Origin of the sequence: Anoxybacillus ayderensis (genome assembly GCF_013761015.1) — a bacterium.
Taxonomy (GTDB): Bacteria; Bacillota; Bacilli; order Bacillales; family Anoxybacillaceae; genus Anoxybacillus; species Anoxybacillus ayderensis.
Map to the genome: position 1 here is coordinate 1 of NZ_JACDUV010000003.1, position 20,332 is coordinate 20,332.

General features: G+C 41.2%; 23 protein-coding genes and 1 riboswitch. Of the genes, 14 read left to right on the forward strand and 9 right to left on the reverse strand.

Going from position 1 to position 20,332, the window contains the following annotated elements; genetic code table 11:
• Window positions 1–567 (forward strand): DUF817 family protein (locus HNR63_RS04430; RefSeq protein WP_246316741.1); only part of this gene is annotated, 567 nt, incomplete at its 5' end.
• 38 nt (window positions 568–605) lie between these two features.
• Here HNR63_RS04430 and HNR63_RS04435 read toward each other — a convergent pair.
• The 6 genes from HNR63_RS04435 to nhaC form a co-directional block, all read right to left on the reverse strand.
• On the reverse strand, window positions 606–1,439 hold the full coding sequence (locus HNR63_RS04435) for an MBL fold metallo-hydrolase (RefSeq protein ID WP_181519924.1): 834 nt from the start codon (window positions 1,437–1,439) through the stop codon (window positions 606–608).
• Window positions 1,440–1,571: 132 nt separating this feature from the next.
• Window positions 1,572–1,898, reverse strand: a complete 327-nt coding sequence (locus HNR63_RS04440; protein WP_181519925.1) for a DUF779 domain-containing protein — start codon at window positions 1,896–1,898, stop codon at window positions 1,572–1,574.
• Between the two features lie 50 nt (window positions 1,899–1,948).
• The gene (gene adh, locus HNR63_RS04445) at window positions 1,949–3,469 is read right to left on the reverse strand and encodes an aldehyde dehydrogenase (protein ID WP_181519926.1); all 1,521 of its coding nucleotides are present in this window, start codon (window positions 3,467–3,469) and stop codon (window positions 1,949–1,951) included.
• 197 nt (window positions 3,470–3,666) lie between these two features.
• The gene (locus HNR63_RS04450; protein ID WP_181519927.1) at window positions 3,667–4,347 is read right to left on the reverse strand and encodes a GNAT family N-acetyltransferase; all 681 of its coding nucleotides are present in this window, start codon (window positions 4,345–4,347) and stop codon (window positions 3,667–3,669) included.
• A gap of 13 nt (window positions 4,348–4,360) precedes the next feature.
• Window positions 4,361–5,470 (reverse strand): mandelate racemase/muconate lactonizing enzyme family protein, encoded by a 1,110-nt coding sequence (locus HNR63_RS04455; protein ID WP_181519928.1) that lies wholly within the window; start codon window positions 5,468–5,470, stop codon window positions 4,361–4,363.
• A 46-nt stretch (window positions 5,471–5,516) separates the two neighbouring features.
• On the reverse strand, window positions 5,517–6,929 hold the full coding sequence (gene nhaC / locus HNR63_RS04460; RefSeq protein WP_181519929.1) for a Na+/H+ antiporter NhaC: 1,413 nt from the start codon (window positions 6,927–6,929) through the stop codon (window positions 5,517–5,519).
• 139 nt (window positions 6,930–7,068) lie between these two features.
• On the opposite strand from nhaC, the gene HNR63_RS04465 reads away from it, so the two are divergent.
• The 5 genes from HNR63_RS04465 to HNR63_RS04480 all read left to right on the forward strand — a co-directional run bounded on the left by HNR63_RS04465 (window position 7,069) and on the right by HNR63_RS04480 (window position 10,776).
• Window positions 7,069–8,184, forward strand: coding sequence for a M20 peptidase aminoacylase family protein (locus tag HNR63_RS04465; protein WP_181519930.1), 1,116 nt, complete (start codon window positions 7,069–7,071; stop codon window positions 8,182–8,184).
• A gap of 5 nt (window positions 8,185–8,189) precedes the next feature.
• Entirely contained in the window at window positions 8,190–8,642 is a 453-nt protein-coding gene (locus HNR63_RS04470) for a PH domain-containing protein (protein WP_181519931.1), read from the forward strand.
• The gene (locus HNR63_RS13850) at window positions 8,632–9,438 is read left to right on the forward strand and encodes a PH domain-containing protein (protein WP_246316742.1); all 807 of its coding nucleotides are present in this window, start codon (window positions 8,632–8,634) and stop codon (window positions 9,436–9,438) included. Before HNR63_RS04470 ends, HNR63_RS13850 begins: the two co-directional genes overlap by 11 nt.
• Window positions 9,439–9,457: 19 nt before the next feature.
• Complete coding sequence (locus HNR63_RS13945; RefSeq protein WP_343047604.1) at window positions 9,458–10,036, forward strand: PH domain-containing protein; 579 nt, start codon at window positions 9,458–9,460, stop codon at window positions 10,034–10,036.
• A 227-nt stretch (window positions 10,037–10,263) separates the two neighbouring features.
• Window positions 10,264–10,776 (forward strand): DIP1984 family protein, encoded by a 513-nt coding sequence (locus tag HNR63_RS04480; RefSeq protein ID WP_181519932.1) that lies wholly within the window; start codon window positions 10,264–10,266, stop codon window positions 10,774–10,776.
• A 279-nt stretch (window positions 10,777–11,055) separates the two neighbouring features.
• Here HNR63_RS04480 and HNR63_RS04485 read toward each other — a convergent pair whose 3' ends face one another.
• On the reverse strand, window positions 11,056–11,766 hold the full coding sequence (locus HNR63_RS04485; RefSeq protein ID WP_181519933.1) for an NAD-dependent deacylase: 711 nt from the start codon (window positions 11,764–11,766) through the stop codon (window positions 11,056–11,058).
• A gap of 130 nt (window positions 11,767–11,896) precedes the next feature.
• Window positions 11,897–11,979: riboswitch (cyclic di-GMP riboswitch) on the forward strand.
• A 36-nt stretch (window positions 11,980–12,015) separates the two neighbouring features.
• On the opposite strand from HNR63_RS04485, the gene HNR63_RS04490 reads away from it, so the two are divergent.
• On the forward strand, window positions 12,016–12,651 hold the full coding sequence (locus HNR63_RS04490; protein WP_181519934.1) for a hypothetical protein: 636 nt from the start codon (window positions 12,016–12,018) through the stop codon (window positions 12,649–12,651).
• A gap of 79 nt (window positions 12,652–12,730) precedes the next feature.
• On the forward strand, window positions 12,731–12,910 hold the full coding sequence (locus HNR63_RS04495; RefSeq protein WP_181519935.1) for an H-type small acid-soluble spore protein: 180 nt from the start codon (window positions 12,731–12,733) through the stop codon (window positions 12,908–12,910).
• Between the two features lie 31 nt (window positions 12,911–12,941).
• Here the strand turns inward: HNR63_RS04495 and HNR63_RS04500 are convergent, their stop codons facing one another.
• The gene (locus HNR63_RS04500) at window positions 12,942–13,823 is read right to left on the reverse strand and encodes a LysR family transcriptional regulator (protein WP_181519936.1); all 882 of its coding nucleotides are present in this window, start codon (window positions 13,821–13,823) and stop codon (window positions 12,942–12,944) included.
• A 136-nt stretch (window positions 13,824–13,959) separates the two neighbouring features.
• On the opposite strand from HNR63_RS04500, the gene HNR63_RS04505 reads away from it, so the two are divergent.
• The 3 genes from HNR63_RS04505 (at window position 13,960) to HNR63_RS04515 (ending at window position 17,890) form a co-directional block, all read left to right on the forward strand.
• Window positions 13,960–15,735 carry an assimilatory sulfite reductase (NADPH) flavoprotein subunit gene (locus tag HNR63_RS04505; RefSeq protein ID WP_181519937.1) on the forward strand — a complete coding sequence of 592 codons (1,776 nt, stop codon included), beginning with the start codon at window positions 13,960–13,962 and terminating at the stop codon, window positions 15,733–15,735.
• A gap of 5 nt (window positions 15,736–15,740) precedes the next feature.
• Window positions 15,741–17,462: an assimilatory sulfite reductase (NADPH) hemoprotein subunit gene (cysI, locus tag HNR63_RS04510; protein ID WP_220127406.1), complete on the forward strand. Its 1,722-nt coding sequence runs from the start codon at window positions 15,741–15,743 to the stop codon at window positions 17,460–17,462.
• Window positions 17,463–17,572: 110 nt separating this feature from the next.
• Entirely contained in the window at window positions 17,573–17,890 is a 318-nt protein-coding gene (locus HNR63_RS04515) for a YbjQ family protein (RefSeq protein WP_042533963.1), read from the forward strand.
• 41 nt (window positions 17,891–17,931) lie between these two features.
• Here HNR63_RS04515 and HNR63_RS04520 read toward each other — a convergent pair whose 3' ends face one another.
• Window positions 17,932–18,201, reverse strand: a complete 270-nt coding sequence (locus HNR63_RS04520; protein WP_143255554.1) for a hypothetical protein — start codon at window positions 18,199–18,201, stop codon at window positions 17,932–17,934.
• A 326-nt stretch (window positions 18,202–18,527) separates the two neighbouring features.
• Here HNR63_RS04520 and HNR63_RS04525 point away from each other — a divergent pair, with 326 nt between their 5' ends.
• From HNR63_RS04525 to HNR63_RS04535, 3 genes are read left to right on the forward strand one after another with little or no spacing between them, the layout of a single operon-like run.
• A complete protein-coding gene (locus HNR63_RS04525; RefSeq protein ID WP_085789346.1) occupies window positions 18,528–18,803 on the forward strand; it encodes an autorepressor SdpR family transcription factor in 276 nt (91 codons plus the stop codon).
• Window positions 18,803–19,429: an SdpI family protein gene (locus tag HNR63_RS04530; protein ID WP_181520205.1), complete on the forward strand. Its 627-nt coding sequence runs from the start codon at window positions 18,803–18,805 to the stop codon at window positions 19,427–19,429. The genes HNR63_RS04525 and HNR63_RS04530 overlap by 1 nt, the downstream gene beginning before the upstream one ends.
• Window positions 19,426–20,196, forward strand: coding sequence for a YhfC family intramembrane metalloprotease (locus tag HNR63_RS04535; protein ID WP_181519938.1), 771 nt, complete (start codon window positions 19,426–19,428; stop codon window positions 20,194–20,196). The genes HNR63_RS04530 and HNR63_RS04535 overlap by 4 nt, the downstream gene beginning before the upstream one ends.
• Window positions 20,197–20,332 lie beyond the last annotated feature (136 nt).

A 20,332-nucleotide genomic window follows, 5' to 3' on the forward strand; every position in this document is an offset into this window, starting at 1 on the left:
AAACGAAGCCATACGGCTTCTAACCGCAGGAACTGCGGGGCTAGCCTGCTCATTCTCACTTCATTAGAAGTGACAGCGCAGGAATCTCGTGGCTTTAGCCATGAGAGGTTCAAGTATGCAAGTGTCGCCAGCTATCTTTGTCAAGCGTCGCGGCGGTTAAAGGTGGAACTCGTGAAATGGCCGCCATTTTCAGTCGTTGTTCCACTAGTTGCGGCGATTTATTTCAATTTTTTTACCCATCATTATTGGATGGACGTTCGGTGGTGGTTAATCGGGCTTGTCACGATCGTCTTTTGGTCATCATCCGTCATATACGAGGTGAATGGAACGCGTTATCGCATGCCGCTTGTGCTTTCATTTCTTCTCATCGGGTTTTTTATTTGGATTGCGGAAAATATTGCTACGTTCTTTGGCGCCTGGCAATACCCGAACCAAGCGAAGGTTTGGAGTATCGTTCACTTAGGAAAAGTAAGTTCATGGTTTTTATTAGTCATTGTCAGCTTTCTCATCGTTGCGACGTTAAAGCAGATGAAACAAAAAAACACAGACGACGATTTCGTCGGTTAGGGCGCAATAGAATATATGATTTTAGCGAACAGCAATCGTCACTGTTCGCTCATCTTTTTTATCCGATATTCTTCAATCACTGAACGGACGATATGAGAAGAGCTCCATTCACCGAAGGAAAGATAGGTGATTGGATATTTCTTTGGGAAAAGAATGGATTGAATTTGTTTTTGTTGTACACCTTGTTCATACAAATGAATAATTTTCCCTTGAAGTTCTTGTAAATAGTTAAGCTTTCGTTGCAAAGCAGTGCGTCCGTCTTTTATATAGCCAGCGTGGGCACAAAACATTTCGTTAAAATCGTACGTTAACACTTTTCTTAATGATTCAATCAATGTAGGAACGCTTTCTTCGCGCAAAACGACTTTTGTTTTTTCTAGACAGTATAAATCCCCTGTAAAAAGTTTTCCTGTTTCGCGATTAAGAAATGCGAGATGATCAACCGCATGACCTGGTGTATGAATGACATCCCATGTCGCGTGATGAGAAGAAAATGTTTTTTCAATCGGTTTGGCTTCGAAAGGAGGGCGTTTTCCCCAAAAAAACTTGCGATATATCGGATAATCTGCTTGTTTCCGACAATAATCAATCATGAGCTCATTCATATAAATGGGTAGTTGTCGTTTGTTTTGTAAACATGCTGCACAACCTGTATGGTCTTCATGAAAATGAGTAATGACAACTTGGTCAATTTGTAATTGGTTGAAAAACTGTGTAAATTCTCGTGCTAACGATTGTGCTCCGGTGTCAATCAATACACCATCAATCGAGAAACAATGAACGGTTAAGCGAACCCCTTGAAATGTGAGAGTACCTCTGGCAACGTGGACATCGCCAACCGTTTCTTGTTCAAATTTTTTCTTTAGTAACATCCCCACTCCCCCTTAATTCCATTATACTATACTAAAATGAATAGTCATTCATTATTTTGAGGTTTATGAAAATCATCGTTTTTTTGTTTCATTCATAAAAAATGAGCTGCCCTAAAGCAACTCATCATATCATTAAAATACTTTTGATCTTGTCAAAAAACGTACTCCTTCGGATCCCTCAAGTGAAAACATGCCACCGCGGCCAGGTACAACATCAATAATCAGTTGGGTATGTTTCCAATATTCGTATTGAGCAGCATGCATATAAAATGGACATCCTCCAATTTCGCCAAGCAACACGTCTGAGTCACCGATCATAAACTCTCCTTGCGGGTAACACATCGGTGAACTTCCATCGCAACATCCACCTGATTGATGAAACATCAGTGGACCATATTTCGCTTTTAGTTTTTCAATAAGTTGTAGGGCTGCTTTGGTGGCTATTACTTTCGGTTGCATGTGTCCCATCCTTTCAAAAAGGCAGCGCTTTCGAGACGCTGCCTGGACGATTAAAAAAATCCAAGTTTTTTCGGTGAGTAGCTAACAAGTAAGTTTTTCGTTTGTTGGTAATGTTCTAGCATCATTTTGTGCGTTTCACGTCCGATTCCTGACATTTTATATCCACCAAATGCCGCATGCGCAGGATATGCGTGATAACAATTTGTCCATACACGTCCAGCTTGAATGCCACGTCCAAAGCGATACGCTGTATTGATATCGCGCGTCCATACCCCAGCACCTAGTCCGTATAATGTATCATTTGCGATCGCTAACGCTTCATCTTTATCTTTAAATGTGGTGACAGATACAACCGGACCGAAAATTTCTTCTTGGAAGATGCGCATCCGATTATGCCCTTTAAAGACGGTTGGTTTGACATAGTAACCACCTTGTAAGTCTCCTTCTAACATATTGCGCTCGCCGCCAATTAGAAGTTCAGCCCCTTCTTGTTTACCGATGTCGATGTATGACAAAATTTTCTCTAGCTGTTCAGATGAGGCTTGAGCGCCAATCATCGTACTCGTATCGAGCGGATTTCCTTGTTTAATTTGCTTCACTCGTTCTAAAGCTTGTTCCATAAACACATCGTAAATCGATTCTTCGATTAACGCGCGTGAAGGGCATGTACAAACTTCCCCTTGATTTAATGCAAACATCGTAAAACCTTCCAATGCTTTATCGAAAAATTCGTCATCTTTCGCAACAACGTCAGCGAAGAAAATGTTTGGTGATTTTCCGCCGAGTTCAAGCGTAACCGGAATTAAATTTTGAGATGCATATTGCATAATCAAACGTCCGGTTGTCGTTTCGCCAGTAAAGGCAACTTTCGCAATTCGTGGGTTAGAAGCGAGCGGTTTGCCAGCTTCAAGACCAAATCCGTTGACGACGTTGACAACACCTTTTGGTAATAAGTCTTGAATTAACTCGATTAGCACAAGAATCGATGTTGGAGTTTGTTCTGCTGGCTTTAATACGACGCAGTTACCAGCAGCTAAAGCAGGTGCGAGTTTCCACGCTGCCATTAAAATCGGGAAGTTCCAAGGGATAATTTGTCCGACAACTCCAAGCGGCTCTTTGAAATGATAAGCAACGGTATCATCGTCAAGCTCTGCAAGCGTGCCTTCTTCCGCACGAATGCAACCAGCAAAATAGCGGAAATGATCAATCGCCAACGGAATGTCAGCGGCACGCGTTTCACGGATCGGTTTTCCGTTTTCCCATGTTTCTGCGACCGCAAGCATGTCTAAATTCTCTTCCATTCGGTCTGCGATTTTATTTAATAGGCGTGCACGTTCAGCGACAGATGTGCGTCCCCATGTTTCTTTCGCCGCATGAGCAGCATCGAGTGCTAATTCGATATCAGCTGCTTTCGAGCGAGGAACTTCGCAATATACTTGTCCAGTAACGGGCGAAATATTTTCAAAATATTCACCGTCAATGGGAGGTACCCATTCTCCGCCGATGAAATTTTCATATCTCTTTTTAAATGTAATGAGTGAGCCAGGTTGCCCAGGCTGAGCATAAATCATGTAAACTCCTCCTTTTGTATCCGCTTTCAAATGAAAATAAATGACCAAGTCTGATACAAATCATATGTGTCGATTTAGTGAAATATGATATGTTTGTACTAAATAAAGTTCGCCTAAACTTTGTGCTTTGCATATAGGAAAGAAGTATGTTTCAGATGGTAGGGTAAGGAAAAAATAAAAAAGGGGAAGTTCCCCTTTTATCTCCCAAAAAGGATCCAATATTCATGATTGCGTTGCTCCAAGGCGATGCCCCGCCATCCGTTCGCAAGTAATGTTTGTTGTCCCGGGATATCATCCATGCGCAACGAAACATGCTCGTGCCATGTTCGGTTTATTTTGCTGCGCGTTTTGACGAAAATATAGCGGAGACGATGACCATATTTTTGTTTGAGTGCGGCAATTTCCATTCCTTGTGCAAACTTATCTTTCAAACTAGGAATGTTAAATGGAGCGACGGTACAACATATATATTTGTACGGTTTATTTGTTCGTTCAAGTTCGTCCATAATGAAAGTAGCTAATGTTTGTTGTAAGCCATTTCCTCGTGCTTTTGGATGGACGATGGATATTTCTTGATAAATGACATCTTTCAACTCTTCTTTTGAAAGACCAATGTCGAGTCCTAAATGCTCTTCATCAATGGAAGGGAAGAGCAGGGCGCGGAACGCGATGAGTTGATTGTTTGTAAACGCGCCAAGCATAAGTCCATTTCCTTGTAAAATGTATGCATATTCTTCTTCAGTTAATGGTTGAAGAATGTCTTTTTGTTCTAGTTGATCGACAACGAGCTGCTGTAGTGACAAAATGTCTGACAGGTGTTCCGTGTACAACCGAGAAACGAAAAACGATTCATTGCTTTGTTTTAAAATTCCTTGCATCGTGCCCTCTCCTTTAACGAATGACATCAGAAAAAGCTGTTAGTTCAAGAAGCGTTTGTTCGTTCACATCGATGCCTAAGCCGGGTTTGTCCGTTAATCGAATGTACGGGAGTTCGTAACGCAAATTGCCGACATCTTTCGTAAACTTTAGTGGTCCGGTTAGTTCTACGCTCGTAATAATTTTTTTCGCAAAAGCGACGTGAAAACCAGCGGCTGAAGCGATTGATGACTCGACCATTGAGCCGATTTGACATTCGATTCCTGCTAGTTCGGCTTGATGGACTAGCTTCACGGCAGGATAAATGCCCCCACACTTCATCAGTTTAATATTCACTTTATCTGCTGCTCGTTTTTGAATAATTTCACGCATATCGCGCATATTTTTCAATCCTTCATCAATCATTAATGGGATGTTTGTTTTCGTACGAATGTATGCCATCGCATCGATGTCATCAGCGATAACCGGTTGTTCAAGCCAATCGATGCCGAGTATTTCGAGTGCATGCAAAGCTTTTACTGTTGTCGCACTATTTTTCCATCCTTGATTCACATCGACACGAATCGAAATATCGTCTCCCACTCGTTCTCGGATCGCTTGGATGCGAGCAATATCTTCATTTATATGTGTGCCGACTTTCATTTTTAATGAACGATAACCTTCTGTAATAACCGACATGGCTTCTTCAGCCATTTCGTTCGGATTACCGATACTTAACACATGTGTAATAGGAAAGGCATCGTGAAATCGTCCGCCAATGAGTTGATATATAGGCTGCCCAAGCTTTTTTCCCATCAGATCAAAGCAAGCGATATCGATGGCTGCTTTGGCGGTCGGCGCACCATATATTGCTCCATCCATTCGTTCATGTAAAGCTTCTATATGTAGCGGATTCGTTCCAATCAGACGGGGAGCTAACGTATGCTTTAATATGGCAAATGTGCCTTCCCACGTTTCCCCTGTGACATGTTCATCCGCAACTCCTTCGCCGTAGCCAACTAGCCCTTCATCTGTTTCGATTTTTACAATAATTGATGGCATATCGTTGTATGAATGATAACTGACGACAAACGGTACGCGCAGCGGTAAACGAATAGCATATATATGGATTGCTGTAATACGCATATGTTTTCTCCTTTCTTGAAAAAGGCTGTCTCCCGAACAGACAGCCTTATGCGTGAATATGAGTTTCATTTTTTTGTGCTACTTCAGATGGTGGCAATTTTTCAATTGAAAAGCCGGTTAGTGCGTACAAAATCGAAATGACTGGAACGATAAAATTCAATACAGCATATGGTGCATAATCAAAAGCATGTACACCAAGCGTACCGAGAATAAACACACCACACGTGTTCCACGGAAAGAAGACAGACGTTAATGTGCCACCATCTTCAAGGGCGCGCGATAAATTTTTTGAATGTAATCCTTGTTCTTTATAGGCGTTTGCGTACATGCGTGATGGGATGACGATCGAAATATATTGTTCAGAACATGTTGCATTTGTTGCGATACATGAGAAGACAGTCGAAGTAACGACACCTTTTGCTGTTTTTGCTAGTTTTAAAATTTGATTTACAATCGCTTCTAGCATCCCTGTATGTTCGAGTACACCGCCGAACGTCATCGCTACAATTGTCATCGAAACAGTATACATCATCGACTCTAGTCCACCTCGGTTAAATAAATCATCGACAACTTTGTTTCCAGTTTCAATGACAAAACCGCTTTGTAACGCTTGCACAGCGCTAGAAACAGATCCGCCTTGAACAAAGATTTGTGCTAAAAAGCCGAGGACGATACCGACGATTAACGCCGGGATGGCTGGGACTTTTTTAGCAACAAGCGCGATGACAAGAAGCGGAATAAGTAATAAAAACGGCGAGATGACGAAATGTTCTTGTAATACAGCTAATGTTTGTTCAATTTCTTCCGTTTTCACTTGTTTGTTTCCAAAATCTTTCCCTAAAAAGGCGTATACGCCTAGGGCGATCAATAAACCAGGAATAGTCGTATAAAGCATGTGGCGAATATGTACAAATAAATCAGTATTTGTTAGTCCGGACGCTAAGTTTGTTGTATCCGAAAGCGGAGACATTTTATCCCCAAAATAAGAACCAGAAATAATGGCCCCAGCAACCATCGGGGCAGGGATGCCCATGCTCATACCAATCCCCATTCCAGCAACGCCGATCGTTCCCATCGTTGACCATGAACTTCCGATCGCTAATGACACGACAGCGCAAATAATTGTGATGGATACTAAAAATAAAGATGGTGTTAATAGTTTTAACCCGTAATAAATCATTGTAGCAACAATGCCACCACCAATCCACGCACCGATCGTTAAGCCGACGAGCATAATGATGACGACAGCCGGTAACGCTAAGCGGATGCCTTTATATATCGACTCTTCGATTTCACGCCATGTAAAGCCAAGTCGCCAAGCGATGAGTGCTGCTACAGTCGTTCCAACGATGAGCGGAATGTGTGGACTTTGTTCGAGGACAACAATTGTCAGTGCCATAACGACAATCGTGACGAGAACAGGAATCATTGCAACAGAAAACGATATTTGTTTTTTCATTCTCCCAACCCCTTTTTTATATCTCTGAATTATCTTAAAATATAAGCTATTATGAATAATAAAGATTCAATCCACGTACGTCAATCTATTTTTGTAAGAAAATTAAAGAGTTATATAAAAATAGAAAGGGGAAATGATTATGAACAACGAGCAACTACAAGAACGCTTATTTGAGCTTTTCGATTACTTACATACACACCCTGAGACAAGTTGGAATGAATATGGGACAACAAAGTATATTAAACAATTTTTAGAGAATGAAGGTGTTCGCTATCGCCTATTTGACGATTGTCCGGGGATTGTGGCTGAAATGGGAAGTGGAAAACCAGTGGTTATGGTGCGGGCAGATATGGATGCTTTATGGCAAGAAGTAGATGGAGAGTTTCGTGCAAACCATTCGTGTGGGCATGATGCACATATGACGATTGTGATGGGATTAATTTTACGTCTCAAAACATTGCAGTGGGAGCAAGGGACGATTCGTTTCCTTTTTCAGCCAGCTGAAGAAAAAGGAAATGGTGCATTAAAAATGATTGAAAAAGGTGTGCTTGATGACGTTGATTATTTATTTGGTGTTCATCTTCGTCCAGTAGAGGAATTATCGTTAAAACAAGCGTCTCCATCGATCCGTCATGGGGCGGCACAGTTTTTTGTCGGACACATTTATGGGGATGACTGCCATGGGGCACGCCCGCATCAAGGAGTGAATGCGATTGATGTCATTTCGCTCATTAATTTTCAATTAAAAACGATTTATTTCCCTCCGCAACAGTCGTATTCGATAAAAATGACAAAGTGTGTAGCAGGTGGAGAAAATTTGAATATTATCCCAGGTAGCGCTCAGTTTGCATTAGACGTACGGGCAGAAACGAATGAGCTTATACAACAAATGAAACAAAAAGTGGAACAAATTATTCAATATGCTGAAACGATGGGAGTACGTATTTCGTATAAATGGGTAGATTTTGTTCCAGCGGCAGAAGTATCCGTTGAAGCAGAACAATGCATTCGAAAAGGAATTGTTACAGTTTTCGGCGAGGAGGGATGTGTCCCATCTTTACAAACGTCAGGCAGTGAAGATTTCCATTTTTACACGATTCAACGACCGCACGTAAAAGCGGCGATGCTTGGGCTTGGGGCGGACTTAAAGCCTGGATTGCATCATCCGCACATGACGTTTGATCGGTCGTGCATGCTTGATGGTGTTCGTATTTTAGAAGTGGCGGTAATGGAGGCATTGAAGGGGAGGGGATAAGAAACATGGAAAACGTACTTTCTGAACGGGCCGTGTTGATGTGGCGAACGTATGAAGTCATTCGTTTAATCATTTTCCTTCTCTTATACGTGATTGTTCATTTTTTCGTTCCCGTGTGGGTTGTTTTGGGACTCGCTTGCTTATGGATTGCTGATGCGATTTTGTTTGTTTTTTTCGTTCCGCGCTGGAAATGGGAACGCTGGCGATATATCATTCGCGATCGAGAAATTGAACTCGAGCACGGGGTATGGATTCGAAAGCGTACGCTTATTCCCATTCATCGCGTTCAACATGTTGATGTAAAGCAAGGTCCGTTAGCACGAAGGCAAAAACTGGCTTCACTTTACATTTATACAGCGGCAACTGCGCACGAAATTCCATTTCTTGATGAACAAGAAGCAGAGAAGTTGCGTTACTACATTTCCTCTTTAGTGAAGGAAGATGAAAATGATGCATGAAAAGAAACGGTTGCATCCGATTGCGATTGTTATTTATATAGTTAAGCGGTTGAAGCAAGGACCGTTTTTGGCGCTTGCGTTACTTCTAGCAATAAAAGAGAAAACAGGTGATCCTTTCGTTGATTGGCTGCCTTTGTTTTTATTTCTTTTTTATGCTATGTTCGCTGGGTATATGTCGTGGCAGCGATTTACATATCGTTTACAAGAAAATGACATGTATATTGAACGAGGGATATTTGTAAAAAAGAAACGGTATATTCCATTTGAACGTATTCAAGGTATTTCATATTCGTCAGGGGTGTTGCAGCGGCTTGTAGGTGTTGTACAAGTACATATTGAAACAGCTGGCAGGCAAATGGATGAACCAGAAGTAATACTTTCAGCGGTTTCCATAGAAGAAGCAAAGCAAATAGAGCGAGCGGTGCATCACCAAAAACGAGAAAACATATGTATAGAAATAGAAGATAAGGCGGCTACCATATTTACACTTCGTTTTCGCGACGTATTGTTTTTATCTATCACAAGTGGTGGTGCTTTTGGAGTCATTGCAGCGATCGGTGCATTTCTTTCCGATTTTAATGATTTTGTCTCATTTGAACGGCTAAACATATTTTTTCGCGCTGACGATACAGCTTCTACACTCATCTTTTTGTTTGTCGTTCTTATGATCGCTTACGTGTTGTCTGTGATCGGCCATCTTTTTCGCTATATGAATTTTACGGTTGTCAAACAAAACAAAACGATAACGATAACAACAGGATTGCTGCAAAAAAAAGAGCATTTCTACATCGATTGAGCGCGTTCAAGCCATTGCAGTGAAGGAAAGTCCGATTCGGCACTTGTTCGGTTATGTGTCTGTTCATCTCATTCATGCCGGAGGGGCACTTGATGATGGAAAACATGGCAGTCTCGTGCTGTTTCCGCTTGTTCGTAAAAACGAAGTTGCTTCTCTTGTTGCGACGTGTTTTCCTGAATATCGTTTGGACGATTCGTTCCGATCGCTATGTACACGTGCCCGTTGGCGCTATATGTTGAGGTCGCTCTATACGGTTATGCTCATTCCGGTCATCGCAATCGTATTTTTTCAGCGATTTGAAACGCTCCTTCTCCTTTTGCCCGCAGTATATGTTGGCTATCGAAGTTATAAGCGAGCAGGAGTAACGATTAAAAGTGAGCAGCTAGCATTGGGAAGTGGATGGCTGACGATAAAAACGGTATATATGTTAAAACATCGTATTCAGTCATTAACGGTCTCGCAAACTCGTATGCAACAACGACTCGGATTATGTACAGTACGTGCGACTGTCATGCCAGGCATACGCACAAAAGTCGTTGATGTGGACGAACATGAGGCACAAGCAATATACGAATGGTTTTTTGGAAATAAGGAATAAGTTTGGCACTTCACCACAAGTTGTAGTTATTAAATAAAGACGATTGTGATAGAAACTAAACACTTTGTTTTACTTTTTATACTACATTGCTTTATTTGCTATGTTGCTATCAAGTTTAAATTTAAAAAGTACATTTTTCGGTGATGAACCATAAGTTTTAAAGTTTACTTTTTTCTTCCTCATTATTATAATTATACAGTCGATGAGTAAAGGTGGAGGCTGAGTAAATGAAAATTACGTTAGCGCAATCAATTAATCTCCTTTCGTTTTTAAAAAGGCGAGTAGACGAGCTGCAAGCGGAGTTGTTGACGACTCACACGGTTACCGTTCCAAAAGGGGAGATGTATACACTGCCAGAACGGACGGTCGAGCAAGTACTTACAGAGATGGCCGAAATACAGAAAGATGTGCTTGCACTACAAGAACTGATCAACGAAACGAATATGCAACAGACTGTCGAATGGGAAGGGGAACGTATTTCTCTTATTCGCGCGATTGAAACAGCGAAAATGTTGCGGAGTCGAGTTCATTTGTATAAGCGATTAGGAGACACAAAACCACGCGAGTATTATGGTGGAAATGTGGTGATGGAAACCATTGCATTATTTAATCCGAGTGAATATAAACAAGCCGCAGAAATGTTGGCACGCCAAGTCGAAGTGCTGTCTAGTCGCATTGATAAAGTCAACTATACTGTGGAAATAGACGTTTCGCTTGCGAGCAAATATTTAGAGGCATAAGCAGCTTTAAGGGCATTTTGCAAAGTGCCCTTATGGGTGCTTAGGCACCAACGAGAGAGATGAGGAAATGATCACCATTCTTCAAAGTCCTTTTTAGTCTAAGAGCGGGTGCGAACGGAGAACGGAGAACGAGTAACGATGTAACGTTTTACGAGTAACGAACGGGTAAATAGATTTTGGTTTTCTGTTTTCTTTCGATCATTCTTCTCTCTCTCGTCATTGTATATATGCATTCGATCATTAGGAAAAAACGGCATACAATGAGTTATTTTGGTTTTCCTATAACTTCTCCTTTATTTCCTGCAACACTTCTCCAATTTTGCGACCATGTATAAGCAAATCCGCCCAATCATCTAATGGCGTCGGTTCCATGTTCACAATCACTAATTTGGCCCCGCTTCGTTTCGCGATGACAGGAAGTTCGTTAGCTGGTGACACTTGTAAAGAAGAGCCGAGCACAATCCATAAGTCTGCCCGTTCAGCTGCTGTCCATGCTTGTTCAAACGCATCATACGGTAACGACTCCCCGAATAAAACAACGGAAGGGCGCAAAAAGCCGCCGCATGTGCACGTAAACTGTTCGTCTACATACCGTTTTGCGTCGTATGTTCGCCTGCAACGCGAGCAATGCACTGTTCGCAACGTTCCATGTAATTCAATGACATTTGTACTGCCTGCTTGTTGGTGAAAGCCGTCGACATTTTGGGTGATGATTTGGTGGATAAGCCCCTGCTGTTGCCAATTAGCTAAAATGATATGTCCGATATGTGGCTGGCATTCAAGCAACGTACGAATACGATATTGATAAAATGCAATAAACTCGTCTCGGTTATGTTGCATCGCATACGTACTTGCTAATTGTTGTGGATTTTTCGTGCGCCAAAGCCCTGATTTTGCCGAACGAAAATCGGGAAGCCCGCTTTCTGTAGACATTCCTGCTCCAGTAAATACGACGGTATACGAAGACTCTTTCAACCATTTTTCTAACATTCCGTACCCCTCCTTTTTATCTACCAATAACTACTTCTTTCTTCGCCCTTTTCTTCCTTTATTTTCACATATGTTTATAAGGAAAATAAGGACTTTTGATTCATGCCCATGAAAATAAGCAAAGTATAATAAGAAGTAAAGGCACAGCTAAGGAAACTTAGCGTCGCAAAGCTATAGGGGCTAACGGGATACCTATGCCAGCCAGCTACCATTACCAAAAAACATACATATGAAATGGAGGAAAGGGTAATGTTTAAAAAAGGATTACCAATTTTACTAGCATCGATGCTCGTTGCTTCTCCAGCTTTTGCAGCAAAGCATGATGGAGCAAAACATGTACAGAAAAGCCAGCTTGTCGTGAAAAAGGAAGAAGCGAAGAAAAAACAAGAGTTAGCTAAGCAGAAAAAAGAAGAGGCAAAAAAGAAAAAAGAACAACAAATGTTAAAAAACAAATTGGCAGAACTAAATAAAAAGTTAAGCAAAATTGAAGTGCGTGTGAACGAGGTGACGATAGCGCTTGAAGCGTTTAGCACGCCGAAAGAACAACCAACTGAACAACCAACACAACCACAAAGTGAACAAACAACAGAGGAAACGACACAAGTAGTCAATGAACAAGATAGCGCTACTGTGACTACGACTGAACAATCACCTGTCGTGCAATCGGATGAAGACGACGAAGCGGAAAAACAAGAAGAGTTAGATCAATGGTTTGGGAAGCTTATTGCTGCTTCTAATCAATTAAAAGCTGTAAAAAATGAAATTCGTGCGTTAGAAAAGAAAGTATATAAGAATGATGTCAACGTACAAGTATTGAAAGAAAAAGTAAAGGCGTTAGAAGAAAAAGTACAACAAAATAAAAAGAAGTTGCTTGAACTGTTATAAGAGTGCCTGTTGGCGCTCTTTTTTGTATATTTTCGCGTCAAACACAAATGATAATAATTGTTCGAAAGGAGGGGAGCGAATGAACATCACACGTGCGCAACAAATTGCCCAGTCACCCGATATGAAACATGTAACGTATAATGGAAAAGCCGTATATATTGAACATGTCGATGCGCAAACAGAAATGGCAACGATTCATTTTTTAAACAACCCAGAAAAACAACAGCGCGTTCCGATTTCACAGCTAGAGGAGCATTAAGCGATGGGGATGTGACAAAGCAACTTGTTTGTCACATCCTTTTTTGTTGGAGTAAATCAATCAGCAAATGTACAAGTTTGTTGTTTTTCATTGTCGGTGAGTAAAGATAAGAAAATGTTCGATAAAAAGGAGAATGTTTGACGTAAACAATCGATAGGTTTTTATGTTTCAACTCCTGTTCAATGACATGACGTGAAAGGAGCGCTACACCGTTTCCGCGTATTAACGTTTCTTTTATTCCTTGATTGCTGCTAATAATCATCAGTGATTTTACTTTTAGTCCATTTGAACGAATAAAATGGTTAAAATATTCACGTGTGCCAGATCCTAATTCGCGTGTAATCCATATTTGGTTTTGTAAATCGTTTATCGATACTTCCTGTTTGTGAGCGAGAGGATGATCATTAGACGCAACAATGACTAGCTCATCTTGCATAAATGGGTACACCACAAGCTCTTTTTCATTTGTTTGTCCTTCAATTAAACCGATATGTGTTTGATACGTACGAACGAGCTCTACAATTTCTTTTGTATTGCCGATGATCACTTCCAATTGTAATTCTGGATAATCGTTTTGTAAGGCGCATAAAAAGGTAGGTAGCACGTATTCCCCGATCGTAAAACTAGCCCCAATTTTTAATGTTCCTTTCACACAGTCGTGATGTTCCAAAATATCTTGTTTCGTTTGTTCGTATAACGCGATCATTTTTTTTGCTCGATCATAAAGCAATTCTCCCGTTGGCGTCATTTGTAGCTCTTTTGGTGAACGAATAAATAGTTTTGTTTGAAACTCTTTTTCTAAATTTTTAATGTGCAAGCTTACACTTGGTTGAGATAAATGAAGAATGTCTGCTGTTTTTGTGAAATTTTTCACCTCAGCTAGCGTAATGAACGTTTTTAATTGTTCGTACATATCGCTCGCTCCTTAGTTATTAAAAAAATAAATAGTTCTGATAATTTATATTTATTTTACTAATTTTATTTTTTACGGTAAAGTCAAATAAAACATACTTGATTTATAGGAATAGTAGAAAAATGAGAGGTGAAGCATGTTGCCATTTCAAGTGACAAACAGTCCATTTAATGAAGAACAAGTCGAGCTCCTCAATCGGCTTTGGCCAACGTTAAATTCCGCACAAAAACTTTGGCTAAGTGGGTATTTAGCTGCAACGGAGTCGGTCGGAGCGCTTCAACAAGAAGCATCTGCAACGAAGGAAGTGACCGTTCTTTACGGGTCGCAAACAGGAAACGCGCAAAAACTAGCGGAAAAAGTAGGAGAAACGCTTAAACATCGCGGGTTTCATGTCACCGTTTCCTCGATGCTTGATTTTAAGCCGAACGAGTTGAAAAAAATCAATACGCTGCTCATTGTCGTTAGTACATACGGAGAAGGGGAACCACCAGATAACGCCTTGTCATTTTACGAATTTCTTCATAGCAAGCGCGCACCAAAACTCGATCATCTTCGTTTCTCTGTATTGGCGCTTGGCGATACGTCGTATGAACATTTTTGTAAAACGGGAAAAGATTTTGATAAACGGCTAGAAGAGCTAGGTGGAAAGCGATTATACGAACGCGTTGATTGTGACGTCGATTATGAAGAAAAAGCAGCGAAATGGCTAGAGGGAGTGCTTGGCGAGTTAGATAAGCAAGGAGCCATTTCCGTAGCAACAACTTCATCTGCACAAGCGAAGCCAACGACCATTTATTCACGAAAACATCCGTTTCAAGCGGAAGTATTAGAAAATATCAATTTAAATGGACGCGGCTCAAATAAAGAAACACGTCATATTGAATTATCTCTCGAGGGTTCTGGGCTTGTGTTTGAACCAGGCGATGCGCTCGGTGTTTTTCCAAAAAACGATCCAGAACTTGTCGACGCCATGATTGAAAAAATGAAATGGAATCCAGACATACTCGTTTCTATTGAAGAAAAGGAAGAGCCGTTACGAGAAGCGTTGATGTCGCGGTTAGAAATTACCGTATTAACCGAGCAATTATTGCAAGCATTCGCTACGTTTTCGGGTGACCCAGACTTCCATGCGCTCCTTTCTTCTGAGCAAGAAGCGAAAAGAAAAGAATATATGAAAGGACGCGATATGCTCGATGTTCTTTGTGACTTCGGTTCGTGGGAGATGACACCACAGCAGTTCGTCTCTTCATTACGAAAGTTGCAACCGCGCTTTTATTCAATCGCAAGTAGCTTGCTAGCTTATCCAGATGAAGTGCATATCACCGTTGGCGCGGTTCGTTATGAAGCACATGGGCGCTTACGGAAAGGAGTGTGCTCAACGTTTTGTGCCGAACGTTTACACATTGGCGATAAACTTCCTGTGTTCGTTCATCAAAATCCGAATTTTAAACTCCCGAAAGACACACATACGCCAATCATTATGATTGGACCAGGTACGGGGGTTGCGCCATTTCGTGCCTTTATGCAAGAGCGTGAGGCGATTGGCGCGAGAGGGAAATCGTGGCTGTTCTTTGGCGATCAACATTTCGTGACCGATTTCCTTTATCAAACAGAATGGCAAACGTGGCTAAAAAACGGTGTGTTGACGAAGATGGATGTTGCCTTTTCACGCGATGCGAAAGAAAAAGTATACGTGCAACACCGAATGATTGAACAAAGCAAAGAACTGTTCCGATGGTTAGAAGAAGGGGCAGCTGTTTATGTTTGTGGCGACAAACAACGCATGGCACGCGACGTTCATGAAACGCTTATCCATATTATTGCGAAAGAAGGAAAGATGACGAATGAACGAGCGGAAGCGTATGTTGCCGACATGCAAAAACAAAAACGTTACCAACGTGACGTATATTAGGGGGGATGATTGTGGAAAAGTTTGTATTAACACCGCCAGATGGACCGCCAAGCGATGTTGAACGCATTAAACGAGAAAGCAACTATTTGCGCGGCACGTTGAAAGAAACGATGGAAGATCGCATCACTGCCGGCATTCCAGAAGATGATAACCGATTGATGAAATTTCATGGTAGCTATTTGCAAGATGACCGCGACTTGCGAGCCGAGCGGCAAAAACAAAAATTAGAGCCAGCGTATCAATTTATGATTCGCGTTCGTACCCCAGGTGGCGTAGCAACACCAGAGCAGTGGCTTGCGATGGACGAATTGGCGCGGACGTATGCGAACGGGACGTTGAAACTTACGACACGACAAGCATTTCAGTTTCACGGCGTATTGAAATGGAACATGAAAAAAACGCTCCAAGCCATTAACGAGGCACTTCTTACGACGTTAGCGGCATGCGGTGACGTCAATCGAAACGTCATGTGCAATCCGAATCCTTACCAATCGGAAGTGCATGCAGAAGTGTATGAATGGGCGAAAAGATTAAGTGATTATTTATTGCCACAAACAAGGGCGTATTACGAAATTTGGTTAGATGAAGAAAAAGTCGCTGGAACACCAGAAGTAGAACAAGAACCAATTTATGGGCCGCTTTACTTGCCACGAAAATTTAAAATTGGTATCGCTGTTCCACCGTCAAACGATGTCGATGTATTTTCGCAAGACCTTGGTTTTATTGCCATCATGGAAAACGGAAAACTTGTAGGGTTTAATGTAGCGATCGGTGGTGGCATGGGAATGACGCATGGCGACCGCACGACGTATCCGCAACTAGCGAAAGTGATCGGTTTTTGTAAACCAGAACAAGTCATTGAAGTGGCGGAAAAAGTCGTTACTATTCAGCGTGATTATGGCAATCGCTCCGTACGTAAACATGCTCGCTTTAAATATACGATTGATCGGCTTGGTTTGGATGCAGTGAAAACAGAACTAGAGCGTCGACTTGGATGGAATTTAGAAGAAGCCCGTCCTTACTATTTCGAGCATAATGGCGACCGCTACGGTTGGGTCGAAGGTGTGAACGGAACGTGGCATTTTACGTTGTTTGTCGAGGGCGGACGGGTGAAAGATACCGATGATTATCCACTTATGACAGGCTTGCGAGAAATTGCAAAAGTGCATACGGGCGATTTCCGTCTCACCGCTAACCAAAACTTAGTCATCGCCAATGTGCCAAGTGAGAAAAAAGAAGAAATTGATACGCTTATTAAGCAATACAAATTAACAGATGGGAAACATTATAGTGCCCTTCGCCGCAATTCGTTAGCCTGTGTGGCTTTGCCAACGTGCGGATTAGCGATGGCAGAAGCGGAGAGATATTTGCCGACACTCATTGATAAAATTGAAGAAATTGTCGAGGAAAACGGGCTTCGTGACGAGGAAATAACGATTCGCATGACCGGCTGTCCGAACGGATGTGCTCGTCATGTGCTTGGAGAAATTGCATTTATCGGTAAATCCGTCGGCAAATATAATATGTATCTCGGGGCTGCATTTGACGGCAGCCGTCTCGGTAAATTGTATCGGGAAAATATCGGAGAAAAAGAAATTTTATCTGAACTTCGTACGCTCCTTTCTCGGTATGCGAAAGAACGACTCCATGGCGAACGTTTTGGTGACTTCGTTATTCGTGCGGGCGTTGTGAAAGAGACGACAGATGGAATGAACTTTCATGACTAAACAAATCGGCTTCCTGTTTGGGAGCCGATTTGTTTGTAAAAAAGGATGATTTGAAACGATCGAGAATATAATAAAGGGGCAAATTTTATTTATAGAAAGGAGTCATTTACATGATCGTCACAACAACAAACAGCGTCGAAGGAAAACAAATTGAACAATATCTCGGGTTAGTGTCTGGTGAAGTTATTTTAGGGGCGAATGTCGTTCGTGATTTTTTAGCGAGCATTACCGATATCATCGGTGGCCGAAGTGGAACATACGAAAGCAAGTTAGCTGAAGGTCGAGACATGGCTGTAGAAGAAATGGTGAAAAAAGCACGCAATATGGGGGCAAACGCAGTAATTGGCGTCGATCTCGATTTTGAAACGTTGCGCGATGGAATGATGATGTGCATCGCGACAGGCACAGCAGTGAAGTTGAAGGAATAGGGAATATGAGAAGAAGCTGAATCGGCTTCTTCTCTTTTGACTTATGAAAGAGTTTCATTCATTTCCCACGATTCAACAATGGCATAAGCCATTTGAGGTGGAAACCCTTTGCCGATTAAATATGTCATGGCAGCAACTTCTTGTAGAGCATGTGCGAATGATGTTGTCTTTGCTTCCTGAAGACCGTATTGAACGAATGGTTGAATAACATATAATGTCTCCTTCTTTAAATGAGGGTATAGTGGTTGCTTTGTCATGTAATGAGCGGTCATTTCCGAATATGGATATTGTGGAAACATGTAATAATACATAATACACCTCCTCGTTCATTCAACATGTGTGCGTTGTCATCATATGCCCAATCTTTGTCCACGGTCACTAAGAAACTTTCCAAACTTTTTCCGAAAAACTGACATGTAATGTTCAACGATGATGAATAAAGGGATGTAACACATTTTTACAATAGAGATTGTGATTCATGTAATAGAACGGAAGGGGGAATCAAGGTTTCTTTTGTTTTATTGACTTACGTATAAAAATGGGATATAATTCAATTAGAAATTTATCTAAATGTCTATTTTTTTTGATTGATATTTAGAAATTTGTCTAAATATCTAAAAGAAGGCAGGTGAAAAAGATGTCGTTTAACGAAGCGTTTAAAGCAATTGCTGATCCAAACCGAAGAAAAATTCTTTCTTTATTAAAAAAGGGAGATTTAACGGCAGGGGAAATTGCTGAACATTTTGATATGCAAAAGCCGAGTGTGTCTCATCATTTAAAAATATTAAAACAAGCCGATTTAGTGGAAGATCGGCGCGTTGGACAACATATTTATTATTCATTAAACACAACGGTGTTCCAAGATTTAATGAGCTGGTTTTATGACATATTACAAAAAGAAGGTGATGAATGATGAAAAAGCACGCATTTATTATTATTCTCATTGCATGCAGCTATGTATTAGGCTTATTAGCGATCCCTTTTTTGCCGGATGAAGTGGCGATTCATTGGAATGTTGCCGGGGAAGCAGATAGCTTTATAAACAAATGGTGGGGCGCATTATTATTTCCGATATTTTTAACAGGAATCGTTGCGCTTGTCGTCTTTTTGCCGAAAGTGGATCCACGCAAAGAAAACTACGAGAAATTTGAAAAAGTATATCGCATTTTTTTACATGTATTTGTTTTATTTTTATTTAGCATGTATGTGGTGACGCTTGCGTATAATATCGGAATTCCTGTGCAAGTCGATGTCGTTGTGCCGATTGGAGTTGGAATGTTGTTCATTGTCCTTGGAAATTATATGCCGAAAATTAAACCGAATTATTTTTTCGGTATTCGTACCCCTTGGACGCTAGAAAATGAAGAAGTTTGGCAAAAAACGCATCGTGTCGGAGGAAAAGTGTTTGTTATCATGGGCATATTCATTATGCTCACGATATTTGCAACAAGTGTATGGCGCTTTATTTTTCTTATGATCATCGTATTTGGTGGCACGATGTATTTGTTTATCCAGTCGTATTTATTTTCGCGTAAATGAAAGGAGAGATTGGTTTGGTTGGGATGTCTATTCAGTTGTTTCTTTCTTTGGCTGTTCCTTTCGCACTTATCATATATGGACGAAAAAAAGGATGGCTCTCTTGGAAAGCGTTCGGTGTCGGCTTGCTTATCTTTGTTTTATTTTCACAAGTGTTAGAGAAAGGCATGCATATACTTGTGATTGATCCGAGCGGCACATCGTTAAAAGGAACAAGTAGCGTTTGGGCGTTTGTCGCTTACGGAGCTTTAGCAGCTGGAGTATTTGAAGAGATAGGGAGATATGTCGGATTTCGTTTCATGTTAAAAAACAATCGAACATATGGGGATGGATTATCATTCGGTCTAGGACATGGAGGAATGGAAGCCGTGCTCATTGGCGCTTTTAGCGCTGTGAATATGATGGTCATTTCTCATCTCGTGAAAACAGGTCAGTTTGAGCAAGTTGCTTCCTCTCTTCCTGCTACGCAAGTGGAGATGCTCAAAACCATGTTAAACCAGCCTGATTGGATGTATGTATTAGGTGGTATCGAGCGAACATTTGCGATAGCGATCCATGTTGCGCTTTCGCTTCTTGTTTTATACGGGGTTCGAAAGGGACAATTTCGTTATGTTGTGTATGCCGTTTTGATTCATGCATTAATTGATGTCGTCCCTGCATTATATCAAGTGAAAGTCATTTCAAATGTTTGGATTGTAGAAACGATTCTTGCTTTCATTGCAATCGCTTCACTCGTCTTCATTCGACGTATAGCAGAAAAGTTTCATTAAAAAAGTTGTAAAACATATTGCATCTCCCTTATGCTCGTGTCAAAGGCATGAGGGAGGGAGAATTTTGTGTGCTGTTGAGTTAATCGGAGTGCAGTTCCTCATAGAAACAGTCTCAAAGTGAAAGTATAATAGAAAA

Coding starts and splice junctions, on each gene's coding strand:
- HNR63_RS04450 (WP_181519927.1), bottom strand. CDS start 4,347: ATGCAAGGAATTTTAAAACAAAGCAATGAATCGTTTTTCGTTTCTCGG.
- cysI (WP_220127406.1), top strand. CDS start 15,741: ATGATTGTGGAAAAGTTTGTATTAACACCGCCAGATGGACCGCCAAGC.
- HNR63_RS04440 (WP_181519925.1), bottom strand. CDS start 1,898: ATGCAACCGAAAGTAATAGCCACCAAAGCAGCCCTACAACTTATTGAA.
- HNR63_RS04495 (WP_181519935.1), top strand. CDS start 12,731: ATGAACATCACACGTGCGCAACAAATTGCCCAGTCACCCGATATGAAA.
- HNR63_RS04535 (WP_181519938.1), top strand. CDS start 19,426: ATGAAAGGAGAGATTGGTTTGGTTGGGATGTCTATTCAGTTGTTTCTT.
- HNR63_RS04455 (WP_181519928.1), bottom strand. CDS start 5,470: ATGCGTATTACAGCAATCCATATATATGCTATTCGTTTACCGCTGCGC.
- HNR63_RS04520 (WP_143255554.1), bottom strand. CDS start 18,201: ATGTATTATTACATGTTTCCACAATATCCATATTCGGAAATGACCGCT.
- HNR63_RS04435 (WP_181519924.1), bottom strand. CDS start 1,439: ATGTTACTAAAGAAAAAATTTGAACAAGAAACGGTTGGCGATGTCCAC.
- HNR63_RS04480 (WP_181519932.1), top strand. CDS start 10,264: ATGAAAATTACGTTAGCGCAATCAATTAATCTCCTTTCGTTTTTAAAA.
- HNR63_RS04505 (WP_181519937.1), top strand. CDS start 13,960: ATGTTGCCATTTCAAGTGACAAACAGTCCATTTAATGAAGAACAAGTC.
- HNR63_RS04515 (WP_042533963.1), top strand. CDS start 17,573: ATGATCGTCACAACAACAAACAGCGTCGAAGGAAAACAAATTGAACAA.
- HNR63_RS04485 (WP_181519933.1), bottom strand. CDS start 11,766: ATGTTAGAAAAATGGTTGAAAGAGTCTTCGTATACCGTCGTATTTACT.
- HNR63_RS04470 (WP_181519931.1), top strand. CDS start 8,190: ATGGAAAACGTACTTTCTGAACGGGCCGTGTTGATGTGGCGAACGTAT.
- HNR63_RS13850 (WP_246316742.1), top strand. CDS start 8,632: ATGATGCATGAAAAGAAACGGTTGCATCCGATTGCGATTGTTATTTAT.
- nhaC (WP_181519929.1), bottom strand. CDS start 6,929: ATGAAAAAACAAATATCGTTTTCTGTTGCAATGATTCCTGTTCTCGTC.
- HNR63_RS04490 (WP_181519934.1), top strand. CDS start 12,016: ATGTTTAAAAAAGGATTACCAATTTTACTAGCATCGATGCTCGTTGCT.
- HNR63_RS04500 (WP_181519936.1), bottom strand. CDS start 13,823: ATGTACGAACAATTAAAAACGTTCATTACGCTAGCTGAGGTGAAAAAT.
- HNR63_RS04530 (WP_181520205.1), top strand. CDS start 18,803: ATGAAAAAGCACGCATTTATTATTATTCTCATTGCATGCAGCTATGTA.
- HNR63_RS04525 (WP_085789346.1), top strand. CDS start 18,528: ATGTCGTTTAACGAAGCGTTTAAAGCAATTGCTGATCCAAACCGAAGA.
- adh (WP_181519926.1), bottom strand. CDS start 3,469: ATGATTTATGCTCAGCCTGGGCAACCTGGCTCACTCATTACATTTAAA.
- HNR63_RS04465 (WP_181519930.1), top strand. CDS start 7,069: ATGAACAACGAGCAACTACAAGAACGCTTATTTGAGCTTTTCGATTAC.